Consider the following 13,121-nt stretch of genomic DNA (forward strand, 5'->3'; position numbering starts at 1 on the left):
GGGCCGTGGCGCACGCCGTCGGCAGGTACTCGGACTCGCGGGCACGGCTGCTGGAGCCGCCCGCACACCGCTGCGGGGCAGTCCCGGATTCGCACCGGGTTCCCCTGCATCGACAGCAGGAGTGAGCATACATGTAGTGCCGCCGGACTGCGGTGGCACCATATGTTGTGGCTGTCGTGTCGCGGGTGCGGATGTGGCGGGCGCCCGGTCAGTGCTTGAGATAGACCTTGTACGTACTCGAATCACCGGTCGGCGAGGTGAATTGGGCGATCAGCCGGTAGTGCCCGGCGTCGGCCAGGGCCGCGCTCAGGGCCCGGTCGGTGGCCCTCGGCGCGGTGCTGTCGAGGACGACCATGGTGAACCAGCCGTCGCGGATGGCGGCCACGCTGCCGTCGTCCCCGTGGTGCTGGACCCCGGCGCCGTCGCGGTACTCCGTACCGGCCCGCGCGGAGACCCACTGCTCGGGCCTGGAGACGCTCCCCAGGTAGTACTCGGCGAGTCCGTCGACCTCGGTGAGGTAGCGGCCCTGGGGCTCCGTGTGGACCCGCAGGACGGCCAGCAGGCGGCCGGAGTCGGGCCCGTTCTGGTAGCGCAGGGCGGACTGCTCCAGGCCGAGGGCGAGCAGGGCGACCCAGACCAGGATGCCCAGCTGGGGGTGGCGGAAGTGGGCGCCGACCAGCCGGGTCAGGCCGACCCCGGCGAGCGGGGCGGCGAGCAGCATGCCGTAGCCGAGGTGGCGGAACAGCGCGCCGGAGGTGCCGGTCCACAGGTGGGCGGCGGGCACGAGCAGGGCGGTGACGGTCAGCACGGCACCGAGCAGGGCCCGTTGGCCCCGGGTGGTGGGGACGGGGTCCTTCTCGGCCGCGTCGTGCTCGTTCATCTGCTCGCGGCGCGCGTAGGCGATGGTGCCGGCCACCGCGAGGACGGTGAACAGGCCGGCCCACTGGAGCGTGCCGAGCAGGATCGAGCCGGCCGAGCCGGGGGCATTGCCCTGCGAGGGCGACCACCCGGCGACCCGGCCGAGCGTTCCGTACGGGAGCAGCAGGACGAGGGTGCCGGCGCCCGTCAGCAGCGCGCGCAGGGCGGCCGGGCCGGCCCGGTGCCGCGGCCGGGCGCAGGCGAAGGCGAGGGCGACCAGGGCCGGGACGGCGAAGGCCGCGGAGTAGGCCACGGCGCAGGCCAGCGCCGCGGGTGGGGCGGCGAGCAGGGCCAGGGCCGGGTGGCGGCGGGCGGTGAACACCGTGGTCCAGGCCGCGAGGGCGACCAGCAGCACGGCGAGGGACTCGGGCGCGGCGTAGAAGCCGACCACGACGGTGGACTGGAGGACGGCGTACACGCCGATGGCGCAGATGGCGACCCGCTCGTTGAACAGCCGCCGGGTCAGCGAGTACAGCAGCACCGTGGTGAGCAGCGCGAAGCCGAGGCTGAGCAGCCGGGTGCCCCAGATGCCGCTGGCGTCGGCGGCGGCGCCCGCCAGCGGCGGGTAGAGCCAGGGCGAGCCGTGCACCCGGTCGACCAGGTCGGTGGTGACCGGGGTGCCGTGCATCAGGTTGGCCAGCTGCTGGCGACCGGCGACCATGGCGGCGGCCTCGTCGGGGTGGGCGGCGGCCAGCAGGCGCAGCGAGAGCGCGGCCTGGACGGCCAGGACGGCGCCCAGCAGGCCGCGGGCGATCCAGCGGCGGCGGGGGCTGGTGCCCGGGTCCCAGCCGATCGCGGGGACCTGCGGGATGGTGTACGGGGCCAGTTCGATGCCGTCGGGGTTGTCGACGGGCACGGGCGCCCGGCGCCTACGGCGCTCCGGGCCGTCCTGCGCGGGGATGTCCGGCACCGGGGCGGCGGGGTGGTCCGAGGTGGGGAAGAGGTCGTTGTCCATCAGGGGTTCCGGATGTCGAAGCCGTAGCGGGGGGCGGACACCCGCTTCTTGAAGGCGGCGAGGGTCTCCGGAACGGTCTCGACCCGCCAGTCCGCCCGCTTGACCATGTTGAACCAGATGAAGCCGACGATGTCGTCGTGCGCCTCCATCCCGGAGAACAACTGGTCGACGAAGGCCTGTTGGTGTCTGCCCTGCTCGGTCGCGGTCTCGCTGATGAAGAAGGGCTTGTCGCAGAAGGTGCGGATCTCGGCCATGGTGGGGCCGTACAGGCCCTCGAAGGTCTTGGGTCCGTCGTTGGTGAAGTAGCCGGTCATGCCGGCCCAGTCGACGTAGGTGTCGCCGGGGTAGTACGGCGCCAGGCGGGTGTTGGGCGCGGGGACGGTGATGTTGGGACTCCAGACCCAGATCACGTTGGTGGCGCCGGCCTGGTCGAAGAGGTCGTGGACGTGGCGCCAGGCGGCCACGAAGTCCTGGGGGGTGGCGGCCTGGCGGCCCCACGGATACCAGTCGCCGTTCATCTCGTGGGCGATGCTGATGGCGATCGGCAGGTTCAGCTTGGCGACGGACTTGGCGACGCCGCGCACGTAGTCGTCGGTGTCGCCGGCCGCGATCGAGGCGAGCGAGCGGTCGTGCGGTTCCCAGGCCATGAAGGGCAGTGCGCCGGCCTCGTGGATCCGGCGCACGCCGGCGGTGTCGAAACCGCCCTTCCAGTGGGCGTAGTACTCCATGATGTTGGGCTGCTTGCCGATCGCGGAGCTGTAGCCGGGCAGCGCGTCCATCGTGGCGGGGACGTCGGGCAGGGCGGCGCCGAGGTACTTGTGGCTCGGCTTGAGCAGCGGCGTGACGTCGTACGGGACGCCGGCCGGCTGGGTCTTGGGCGCGGCGGGTGCCGCCGGTGCGGCGCTGCCGGTGGCACCCGGGCTCGCGGTCGCGGCGCCGGGGGCGGGGGTCGCGCCGGGGGAGGCGGCGGCCGGCGCGGGCTGGGCGAGGTCCCTCTGCATCGCGAAGCCCGGGTCCTCGGGGCCGCACGCGGTGGCGAGCAGCACGCCTGCGGCGGTCAGCAGCGGGAGCGCCAGCCGGCGACGGAGCCGGCCGGCCCGTCGGAGGTGGGCGGTCATGGCGATCACACTGCTTCCGTGGGGCGCGGCTGGACGAGGACCCGGCCGACGATGGTGGCGTAGAAGAGGCCGGAGGCGAGGACGAGGGCGAAGTTCAACGGGCCCATGGTGAGCATCCGCCAGATGCTCAGCAGCACCCAGAGCAGGGACGTGCCGCCGCCCCAGGCGATGACGCCGATCCAGAACCGGCGGGTCTTGTTGCGCTTGGCGCCGCTGGATCCGGTCGGCTGCCAGGCCATCCGGTTGCGGCGCACGATGTCCCAGATGGCGAAGACGTGCGCCCAGCCGTACATCATGCGGGCGGCCCAGGCCTCCAGCCGGTAGGGGTTGCGGTGCCAGAGCGGGAAGACGACCGTGGCGTAGATCAGGCCGGGCAGCACCAGCGCGGTGTTCTCCCAGCGGATCAGGTCGGGGCGGGCGAGCAGCAGGACGATCGGTATGAGCGGTGAGACGACGGTGAACAGCGCCGTGTGGATGTAGTAGAAGAAGCCGGACAGGTAGCAGGCCCGGGTGACCGGCCGCAGCTTGGTCTGCCAGAACTTCCTGCTGCCGAGCAGGCTCATGGAGCCGGTGCACCAGCGGTACTGCTGGTTGAAGAAGCCGCCGACGTTGTCCGGGCAGACGCCGGTGGCCAGCGCGACGGGTATGTACTGGAGGTCCCAGCCGAGGCGGCGCAGGTCGAAGCCGGTGTGCACGTCCTCGGAGTGGCCGATCAGCGTGGTGCCGCCGTTCTCCTCCAGCGCCGCGCGCCGGTACACCGCGCAACTGCCCACGCAGATGGCGCCGTCGTTGCGCTGCCGGGAGACCTGGACGGTCCGGTAGAACAGCTCCTGGACGGCGCCGGCACCGCGCTCGATCCAGTTCTGCGAGTCCAGGATGCGGAAGAACTGCGGGGACTGGACGATGCCGAGGCGGGGGTTGGCCTCCATGTAGGGGAGCATCTCGTTCAGCAGGTCCGGCCGGGGCGCGAAGTCGGCGTCCAGGATGAGGATGTAGTCGCTGTCGGAGTTGCGGAAGCCGAACTGGAGGTTGCCGGCCTTCTTGAACCAGCCGAGCTTGTCACGGGTGCCGTACACGAACCCGAAGTCGACGGCCATCTGCGCGAGCTGCGGGCTGTTGCTGTCGTCGAGGACGTACGGGGTGACGTCGCCCGGGTAGTGGTCGCGCAGCCGGGCGACGTGGGTCCAGGTGTTGTGCAGCACCTCGATCGGCTCGCCCGCGACCGGCAGGAAGACGTCGACGGTCGGATGCCGCTCGGGCTTCCAGGACTTGACCAGGGCCCGGTGGGCGGAGAGGTCGAAGGTCTCGTTGAAGCCGTGCACCCAGCGGGAGATCAGGTAGTAGACGATGGTGAAGGCGAGCGGCGGTATGAAGAAGAGGAACCACGGCGTCGCGCTCAGCAGCCCGATCTCGCTGGCCACCATGCAGCCGAAGCTGATGAGGGAGAAGCAGGTCAGCACCCACAGGTTGGTGCGGGCGTAGAGGTACTTCTCGGTGTTGTCCGGGGGCTGGGGGAGCAGGCCCCACCGGTTGCGGGCGGCCGGGTCGCGCCGGCTGCGGCGTCGTGAGACCGGCGGCTGACCGCTTCCCGCGAGTCGCGCGCCCTCGGTGACAGTCACGTGCTCTACTCCCCCGAAGCCGTACTGAGTCTGAACCGTCCCCGCGCGGCGGCCGTTATCGCTCGGGCGACAGGGGGGACGCCAGGATCGTACGGGACCGATCGCACGGAGTTCGCTCCCCCCTCTTCCGCCGGAGACCCGGAACCGATATCGAGTTCCGATCGTGATGTGAACGGGGGTGCGGCCGGAGCGCTTGTGTACGGTTGTCCGCTCGACGGGCGAGGACGGTTCGGGGAACAGTGATGATCATCGAGGACGGCGCGGCCGGGCGTGCGGCGAGGGGCCTGCGGGCGGTCGCCGCGTTCGGTGCGCTCGCCGTGCTGCTGGCCGGGTGCAGCGGCGAGGTCGGGGCGGTGGAGCCGCCGGCCGCCACGGCGACGGCGGCGTCCGGGCCGGGTCTCTGCTCGACCGCGCAGGAGCCGTTCCCGAAACTGGCGATGGACGGCGGCACCAAGGTCCTCGAACCGAACCCGTGGAACACCGCGGGCACGGTCTGCGTGGACCCGGTGGGGGACAGCGGGTTCACGCTGTCCGGGAGCGACGACTTCGTCCCGAAGAACCCGCTCGCCCCGGGCGCCTACCCCAACGTCTCCACCGCTCCGGGCGCGAGCGGACTGCCGGTGCCGGTCAGCGCGCTCGGCGACGCCACCGCCGACTGGGACGCCAACGGCCGGGTGAGCGGCTCATTCAACCTCTCCTTCGACCTCTGGTACGGCTCCAGCCCGGACAACTGCCTCCCGGGGGAGAGCGCCGAGGTGATGATCTGGCTGGACGCCACCGACAACGTGCGGCCCGCCGGTGAGAAGGTGGCGGACGCCCTGCCGTTCGGGGACGCGAGCTACCACGTCTACCAGGCGCCGATCACCGGCCCGCACAGCGTGATCAGCTACGTGCGCACGGCGCCCACCCACACCACCCGAGGCCTCAACCTGCGGCTGTTCACCGCCGACGCGATGGCCCGCGGGTACGTCCCGAAGGGCTCCTACCTGTGCCGGGTGCAGGCGGGCTTCGAGGTCTGGAGCGGCGGGACCGGCCTGCGCAGCAACTCCTTCGCCTTCCACAACCGGGTCGGCCTGCCGGCCGGCGAGGTCCCGGCGGGAGCCCCGGGGATCTGCCTGCGGCACGGCGGCGGCGGGATCGCCGGCACCCCGGTGGCCGTCGGATCCTGCGGCGACCAGGCCGTCTCGACCGGCTGGACGGTGGGTAACGACGGTTCGCTGCGCGGCGGAGCGGCCTGCCTGGCGCCGGCCGCCGATCGCTCCTCGGTGACGCTGGCCGAGTGCACCGGCGGCCCGGCGCAGCGCTGGGTCACCGCCCCGGGGCAGCGGCTGAGGCACCAGGACACCGGGCTGTGCCTGGGCACCGCGGGCGGCGCGCTCGCGGACGGTACGGCGGTGCTCCTGCGGCCGTGCGCGGACACCGTCTCGCAGCGCTGGAAGCTGCCGTACAACGGCGTCGCGTGAGCCGGCACCGCGCGCCGGGAGGGGCGGCAGCACCGACGTTTCGTCCGCGCACCCCCCATGGGCGTGTCGGGGCGGATGCCCTAGCATTCGGGCCATGAGCGATCGACCGGTACCGAGTGGCGAGCCGGGCCAGCCGCCCACGCCACCGCAGCAGGCACCGGCCGGGGGGGCCGCTCCGGCCACCGGTGTGCCACCGCAGTCCCCGAGCGGAGCATTCGGCCCCGCGTCCGGCTACGGGCCACCGCCCGCCGCGCCCGCGCAGCCCCAGCAGATGACGCCGCATCCGGCCGCGCAGCCGGTGCCGCCCGTACCGCATCCGGGCGGTGGGCCCGCGCCGGTCGCGCCGGGGCCGGTGCAGCCCGGTCCGGTGGCACCGCAGCCCGGTCCGGTGGCGCCGCAACAGGCGCAGGCCGGCCAGCCGCTGCCGGTCCAGCCGCAGGCGCCGATGCCGGGCCAGCCCGTCGGCCAGCAGCCGTTCCCGCCGGGCGGGCAGCCGCCCCAGCCCGTGGCGCACTGGCAGCAGCAGGGCGGCTTCCAGCCGCCGGTCCCCGCGTCCAACCCGCCGGCCTCCTCGGCCGGCACCCCGGACTGGGAGGCGCTGGCCGAGCAGAACGAGCAGGCCGCCAAGCGCGGCCGCCGGCTCAAGCTGATCGGCGTGGCGACCGCCGTGGTGGTGGTGGCCGCCGCCGGTGGCGGCGGGTACTGGTACTTCCAGCACGGCAAGGAGAAGAAGCCGGTGGCCCAGGCCACCGGCACCCCGAGCCCGACTCCCTCCGGCCCGTCGAGTCCGGCGAGCGCACCGCCGGTCAAGGGCATCGACAGCCCGCCGACCGTCGGCACGCTGCCCGCCAAGAAGGGCGCGGCCGCGCTCAACCTGGGGGCCGACGCCAAGCAGGGGACGATGGCCGGCTTCTCCGGACAAGTCCTCAAACTGCCCAGCGGTCAGGACTCGTTCGCCTCGACGTCCACGCCGGTCGTCGACGTGAGCAAGAGCTTCACCGTCTCCGCGCGGGTGCTGGTCGATGTGCCCAACGGCAACCGCAGCGCGGTCAGCCAGGGCGACGGCCAGTACTACTCTTACGCGCTGGGCCGGGCCAACAACAACGGGCACGACCAGTGGTACTTCAAGGTCCAGGTGCCGGGCGGCGGTTCGGCGATCGCCTGGTCCAAGGGCGACGCGACGGTCAACCAGTGGGTGCTGCTGACCGGCGTGTACGACGACCCGTCCGGCCAGATCACCCTGTACGTCAACGGCGCTCCGCAGTCCTCGGCCAAGTCGGCCGGGGTGCCGCCGAGCGGCGCCAACACCCTCCAGATCGGCCGGCTGAGCTCCAACTCGCAGTGGGCCGATCCCTGGCACGGCGCGGTCGCCGACATCCAGGTGTGGGACCAGGTGCTGCCCGAGGCCGACGTCGTCAAGATCGTGGCCGGTCCGAGCTCGCCGCCGTCCATCGCGCCGACCGGCGCCTGGCTCGGCGGCTGAGCCCGCCCGGCGAGGGTCCTGCGGCCCGGTGAGGACGACCCGCAGGACCCGCCACAGGGCCGACCGGCCCTCGTGAACCTCGGCCGCCGCCCCCGGCAGTGTGGGGCGGCGGCCGAAGCGCGCCCCGGGGCGCGCGCCCCGCCGAGGGCGCGCGTCCGGATGCGAAGTCCCAGATGAGGAGCAGTACTGATGAGCGCGGACGGCCGCTGGATCCGGCCCGAGTCCACCCGCAAGCCCGTCCTCGGCGGGGCCGGGCCGGGTGGGGCGGCCCTCGGCGAGCGCGACCGGACCGCCCCCGGTCCGGCCCAGGCCTACCCGGCCGACCGGCGCCGCCGTAAGCCCGGGCCGCCCCCGGTCCCGCACCCGGCCCGGCCGGCCCTGCGGGCGGACTGGCTGCCACTGCTGGCCGTGCTGCTGGTCCAGGCGGCGCTCTCCTACCACCTGATCCTCAGCAACACCGCCTTCATCGACGAGGGCACCTACATCTACGCGGGCTACCAGGAGGTCGCGCACCTGCGGCACGGCACCCCGGTGTCGACGTACGAGACCTTCTTCTCCGGCTCCCCGCTGATCTACCCGGTGGTGGTGGCCGTCGCGGACTTCGTCGGCGGGTTGAACGGCGCCCGGCTGCTGAGCCTGGCGTTCATGCTCTCCGCCACCGTGGCCGTCCACCTGGCCACCCGGCGGCTGCACGGCTCGCTCGCGGCGTTCTGCGCGGCGGCGGCCTTCGTCGCGCTCGGCCCCACGCAGTTCCTCGGCGGCCTGGCCACCTACGACGCGATGGCGCTGGCGGTGCTCGCCTGGGCCGGGTACTTCGCGGTGCGGCTGACCACGGGCGGTGGGTACCCGAGTCTGGTCGCCTCCGGGCTGCTGCTGGCCCTGGCCGGCGCCACCAAGTACGCCGCGCTGCTGTGGGTGCCGGTGGTGGCGGGCATCGCGGTGCTGGCCGGCCCGCGCGGCTCGCTGCGCCTCTGGGAGGCCTGGCGGCGCGGGCTGCTGGTCCTGCTCACCTTCGTGCTGGCGGTCGGCGCCGCGGCGCTGGCGGCCGGCGAGAAGTACGTCAACGGCTTCGACCACACCACGCTCAAGCGCGCCCCGGGCCACGACTCGTACTCCTACGTGGCCTCGGAGGCCGCCCGCTGGGTCGGCCCGCTGCTGGTGGTCGCGCTGGCCGGGGTGCTGGTGCAGCTGGTGCGGGCGCGGCGGCGCGGCGGCACGGCCTGGCCCGAGTTCTGGCTGGCGCTGCTGCTGCTCCTGGCCGGGCTGATGGCGCCGGTGAACCAGATCCGCATCCACACCTGGCTGTCCCTGCAGAAGCACGTCGACTTCGGCGCCTGGTTCTCCTGCATCGTGGTGGGCCTGGTCCTGGCTCGTACGGTGCTGTGGCTGAAGGGCCGTCTGCACCTGGTGGCCGGAGTGGCGGCCGCCGCCCTGGTGGTCGGTCCGCTCGCCTGGGTGGGCGCGGCCCAGGGCCGCGAGATGTACGGCGAGTGGTCGAACTCGAAGGAGTTCGTCGCCGCCCTGGAGCCGTACATCGTCAAGGGCGACGACCGGTACCTGGTCGAGAACTACAACGTCCCCGCGTACTACCTGCGCAAGCAGACCAACTGGCAGCAGTGGCACGACCTGGTGGCCGTCTTCCGCCGGGACCCGGCCACCGGACAGATGCAGAACGGGGTGCCCGCGATCCAGGCCGGCATCCAGGCCCACGAGTGGAAGGTCGTGGTCCTGGACTTCACCCAGACCGCGGCCATCGACAAGGCGATCCAGCCCACCCTGAAGGCCGCCGGGTACCGGGTGGTCACCGTGGTGACGAGCGGGAAGCACGGCCGGTACACCGTCTACGTGGCGCCCGGGCACGACAAGAAGCCGTGACGGCCGCTCAGGGCCTGCCGGCTCAGAACGCCATGGTGTAGACCATCAGGTCCATCCCCGGGTACGGGGCCCAGTCGCGTTCGGGCGTGCGCAGGAAGCCGATGCGTTCGTAGACCCGGTGGGCGGTGGTCATCTCCGGGCGGGTGGAGAAGGCCATGCCGGCCAGGCCGAGTTCGCGGCTGCGGGCCACGGTGGCGCGGACCAGGGCCTCGCCGACGCCGCGGCCGCGGGAGGCGGCGGCGGTGGCGAGCATCCGGATCTCGCCCTCCCGGGGGGAGGCGATGTCCGCCCACTCGGTGCCGCCGACCGCGAAGGTCACGCAGCCGAGGACGCCGGCTCCGGCCGCGTCGACGGCGACCAGGAGTTCGGCCTCGCGGGCCCGCCGGCCGGCGTCGCGCAGCTGCTCGACGTAGCCGCTCGTGGGCTTGGTGTAGCCGTCGCCGACGAAGGCCTCGACGGTGATCCGGCCCGCGTCGTGGAGGTCCTCCGGGAGGGCCTGGCGGATGAGGAAGTCCATCGGGCCAGTGTGCCGGAGCCCTCTGCCGGGCGGTGCTCCGGGGTCGAACGGACCGGCGGGCGGCCCGGACCCCGGCCCCGGCTGCCGGAGGGAGGCCGGGGGAGCGTCAGTCCGCCTCGACCGCCAGGTGCCCGACCCCGTTCCAGCCGTCCGGCCGCAGCCGCCCGTCCTGGGCCCGCCAGAGGCTGGTGGAGCAGTTGTGCACCGGCCCGAGCGCGGTGAGCTGTTCCTCGGTGAGCCGGTCCAGCGCGTAGCGGAGCATCAGCACCGTGCAGTCGTGGGCGACCAGCAGGACGGGCCGTCCGGCCTCCTCCTCGCAGAGGTCGCGCAGCAGGCTGCGCACCCGCAGGGCGACGTCGGTCCAGGACTCGCCGCCGGGCGGGCGGTAGTACAGCTCGCCCATCTTGCGCCGCCGGGCCGCCTCCTCGGGGTGCTTGGCCTCGATCGCGGCCTTCGGCAGCATCTCCAGGACGCCGAGCTCGCGGTCGCGCAGCCGCTCGTCGTACCGGACGGGCAGGGTGACCGGGACGGCGCCCAGTCCGGCGGCCTGGGCGAGTGCGATGCGGGCGGTCTCGGCGGTGCGCACGTACGGCGAGCACCAGACGCTGCGCGGGCGGTCGGCGCTGGGCAGGCCGGCCCACCAGTGGCCGAGGGCCTGGGCCTGCCGGCGGCCGTGCAGGGACAGCGGGATGTCGGCGTCGCGGCAGCTGATCGGGACGCTGAGCGCTCCGGCGGCCTCGGCCAGCTGGAACTCGACGTTGGCGGTGGACTCCCCGTGCCGGGTGGCGATCAGCACGGACGGCAGCCGGCCGGCCGCCGCCGGGCGGTGGGCGGTGCCGTGCTGGCCGTGGCCGCCGGGGTGCTGGGCGTGGTTGGTGCCGTGCTGGGCGTGGCCGGTGCCGTGCTGCCCCGGGCCGCCGGGGTGCTGGCCCTGGCCGGTGCCGGGCTGGCCCTGCGCGGTGCCGTGGTGGTGCTGGCTCTGGGTGGACTGGTGCTGGCCGTTGAGGGTGGTGCCGAGTTCTGCCATGGCCGCGAGCTCCCCGTGGTCGATCAGGTTCCGGCCGGATGCCGGTCCGGTCTGGTGGTGCCCGGCGTGCACGCCCGTTCATACATATGATCGCGCCGCCTTCTCCAGTGTTCACGGAGAAGGCGGCGCGATCACAGGGCGCGTACGGCGCGAATCAGTGCGCCGCTACGGGCTCCGGCGCGTTCTTCAGCTCGTCGTCGCCGGCTTCGGCGCTGTAGTCGGACGGCTTGGTCTCGTCCGGGAGCACCGGCGCCTTGACCGCCCGCAGCACCAGGGTGAGCGCCACCGCGACGATCAGGTTGAGCGCGAAGGCGGTCACCCCGATGTAGCCGATCTCGCCGATGCCGGGGATCTCGGCCGCGTTGCCGCCGAAGTGCTTGGTGGCCTTGCTGGAGATCCCGTACGCCTCCCAGGTGCCGTAGACCATGCCGGCCGCCCAGCCGGCGAACAGCGCCCAGTGGTGGAACCAGCGGGTGAACAGGCCGCCGACGATCGCCACGAAGGTCTGCAGGATCCACAGGCCGCCCAGCAGCTGGAGGTTGATGGCGGCCTGCTTGTCCATGCCCAGCACGAAGACCAGCGCGCCGACCTTCACCAGCAGCGAGACCAGCTTGGCGACCCTGGTCTCGTCGGCGGGGGTGGCGGCGGGCTTGAGCCAGTCCTTGTAGACGTTGCGGGTGAACAGGTTGGCCGCCGCGATGGACATGATGGCGGCCGGCACCAGCGCGCCGATGCCGATCGCGGCGAAGGCCACGCCGGTGAACCAGTCCGGGAACATGTCGGCGAACAGCTGGGGCACCGACAGCTGGGCGTTGTAGCCCTTGACGCCCTTGCCGACGCCCGCCGCCAGCGCCATGAAGCCGAGCAGGGCCAGCAGGCCCAGCATCAGCGAGTAGGCGGGCATGATCGCCATGTTGCGGCGCACCGTCTTGCGGGACTTGGAGGCCAGGACGCCGGTCACCGAGTGCGGGTACATGAACAGCGCCATCGCCGAGCCGAGCGCGAGCGTGGCGTACGTCCACTGCTTGTTCTCGGGGATGGTCAGCGAGCCGGCCTTGGTCTCCTTGAAGTGCTGCGCGGCCGTGTCGAAGATGTGCCCGTAGCCGCCGAGCCGGATCGGGATGTAGATCACCGCGACGATGATCACGATGTAGACCAGGGCGTCCTTGACGAAGGCGATCAGCGCCGGGGCGCGCAGGCCGGAGGAGTAGGTGTAGGCGGCCAGCACGCCGAAGGCGATGAACAGCGGGAGGTCCTTGACGAACCAGTTGGCGTTCTCCCCGCCGCCGACCCCCAGCACGTCCAGGACGGCCTGGATGCCGACGAGTTGCAGGGCGATGTACGGCATGGTGGCCAGGATGCCGGTGAGCGCGACCACCAGCGACAGCGGCCGCGAGCCGTACCGGCCGCGCACGAAGTCGGCCGGGGTCACGTAGCCGTGCACCCGGGAGACCGACCAGAGCCGGGGCAGGAAGAGGAAGACCAGCGGGTAGGCGATGATCGTGTACGGCACCGCGAAGAAGCCCGCCGCGCCGGTCGCGTACACGGCCGCCGGGACGGCGACGAAGGTGTACGCGGTGTAGAGGTCGCCGCCGAGCAGGAACCAGGTCACCCAGGTCCCGAAGCTGCGGCCGCCCAGGCCCCACTCGTCCAGGTGCGCCGCGTCGCCCGCGCGGCGCCAGCGCGAGGCGAGGAAGCCCATCACCGTGACCAGGGCGAAGAACAGCACGAAGACCACGAGGGCCGGCACGTTGACGTCCTTCATCGGGCACCGCCCTTCCGGGCCGCCGCGCGGGCCTTCTCGTCCCGGGTGATCAGCAGGTAGGCGGCGACCGTGAACACGGCCGACACCGGCACCCAGAGCAGCTGGTACCAGTAGAAGAACGGCATCCCGGCGACCGCCGGGTCGCTCTTGTCGTACGAGGACACCCAGAGCATCGCGACGATCGGCACGAGCAGGGCGAGCGCGGCCAGCACCCGCTCGGGCGTCACGGCCGGGACGGGATCCCCGGCTGGCTCGGGCATGACATCTTCGACGAAGGGACGATCAGAGGGCATCTTCGGCTCCGCTCCGGAGGGTTCCCCGTCGGCGCCGCAGCCCGGCCGGCGCCGAGCGCCGTACGGGCCCGCCGAGCAGCACCATCGG

10 protein-coding genes and 1 riboswitch are annotated in these 13,121 nt (G+C 73.0%); of the genes, 3 read left to right on the forward strand and 7 right to left on the reverse strand.

Going from position 1 to position 13,121, the window contains the following annotated elements:
• Positions 1-2: 2 nt before the first annotated feature.
• Positions 3-162, reverse strand: a riboswitch (cobalamin riboswitch).
• A 46-nt stretch (positions 163-208) separates the two neighbouring features.
• From ACIQI7_RS17820 to ACIQI7_RS17830, 3 genes are read right to left on the reverse strand one after another with little or no spacing between them, the layout of a single operon-like run.
• Positions 209-1,873 (reverse strand): glycosyltransferase family 39 protein, encoded by a 1,665-nt coding sequence (locus tag ACIQI7_RS17820; RefSeq protein ID WP_401110674.1) that lies wholly within the window; start codon positions 1,871-1,873, stop codon positions 209-211.
• Positions 1,873-2,991, reverse strand: coding sequence for a glycoside hydrolase family 26 protein (locus ACIQI7_RS17825; RefSeq protein WP_401110676.1), 1,119 nt, complete (start codon positions 2,989-2,991; stop codon positions 1,873-1,875). The genes ACIQI7_RS17820 and ACIQI7_RS17825 overlap by 1 nt, the downstream gene beginning before the upstream one ends.
• Before the next feature lie 5 nt (positions 2,992-2,996).
• Positions 2,997-4,415 carry a glycosyltransferase family 2 protein gene (locus ACIQI7_RS17830; protein WP_401111048.1) on the reverse strand — a complete coding sequence of 473 codons (1,419 nt, stop codon included), beginning with the start codon at positions 4,413-4,415 and terminating at the stop codon, positions 2,997-2,999.
• Between the two features lie 437 nt (positions 4,416-4,852).
• On the opposite strand from ACIQI7_RS17830, the gene ACIQI7_RS17835 reads away from it, so the two are divergent.
• From ACIQI7_RS17835 to ACIQI7_RS17845, 3 genes are all read left to right on the forward strand, one after another.
• Entirely contained in the window at positions 4,853-6,073 is a 1,221-nt protein-coding gene (locus ACIQI7_RS17835; RefSeq protein ID WP_401110679.1) for a ricin-type beta-trefoil lectin domain protein, read from the forward strand.
• A 388-nt stretch (positions 6,074-6,461) separates the two neighbouring features.
• Entirely contained in the window at positions 6,462-7,556 is a 1,095-nt protein-coding gene (locus ACIQI7_RS17840; protein ID WP_401110682.1) for a LamG domain-containing protein, read from the forward strand.
• A gap of 189 nt (positions 7,557-7,745) precedes the next feature.
• Complete coding sequence (locus tag ACIQI7_RS17845) at positions 7,746-9,431, forward strand: ArnT family glycosyltransferase (RefSeq protein ID WP_401110685.1); 1,686 nt, start codon at positions 7,746-7,748, stop codon at positions 9,429-9,431.
• Between the two features lie 22 nt (positions 9,432-9,453).
• Here ACIQI7_RS17845 and ACIQI7_RS17850 read toward each other — a convergent pair whose 3' ends face one another.
• The 4 genes from ACIQI7_RS17850 to ACIQI7_RS17865 form a co-directional block, all read right to left on the reverse strand.
• Positions 9,454-9,948: a GNAT family N-acetyltransferase gene (locus ACIQI7_RS17850; protein ID WP_401110689.1), complete on the reverse strand. Its 495-nt coding sequence runs from the start codon at positions 9,946-9,948 to the stop codon at positions 9,454-9,456.
• A 106-nt stretch (positions 9,949-10,054) separates the two neighbouring features.
• Complete coding sequence (locus ACIQI7_RS17855; RefSeq protein WP_401110692.1) at positions 10,055-10,975, reverse strand: histidine phosphatase family protein; 921 nt, start codon at positions 10,973-10,975, stop codon at positions 10,055-10,057.
• Between the two features lie 154 nt (positions 10,976-11,129).
• A complete protein-coding gene (mctP, locus tag ACIQI7_RS17860; protein WP_387750117.1) occupies positions 11,130-12,740 on the reverse strand; it encodes a monocarboxylate uptake permease MctP in 1,611 nt (536 codons plus the stop codon).
• Positions 12,737-13,000, reverse strand: a complete 264-nt coding sequence (locus tag ACIQI7_RS17865; protein ID WP_387750119.1) for a DUF3311 domain-containing protein — start codon at positions 12,998-13,000, stop codon at positions 12,737-12,739. Before ACIQI7_RS17865 ends, mctP begins: the two co-directional genes overlap by 4 nt.
• Positions 13,001-13,121: the final 121 nt, after the last annotated feature.

The sequence above is a fragment of the Kitasatospora sp. NPDC092039 genome (genome assembly GCF_044756065.1).
In the GTDB taxonomy this organism is placed as follows: Bacteria; Actinomycetota; Actinomycetes; order Streptomycetales; family Streptomycetaceae; genus Kitasatospora.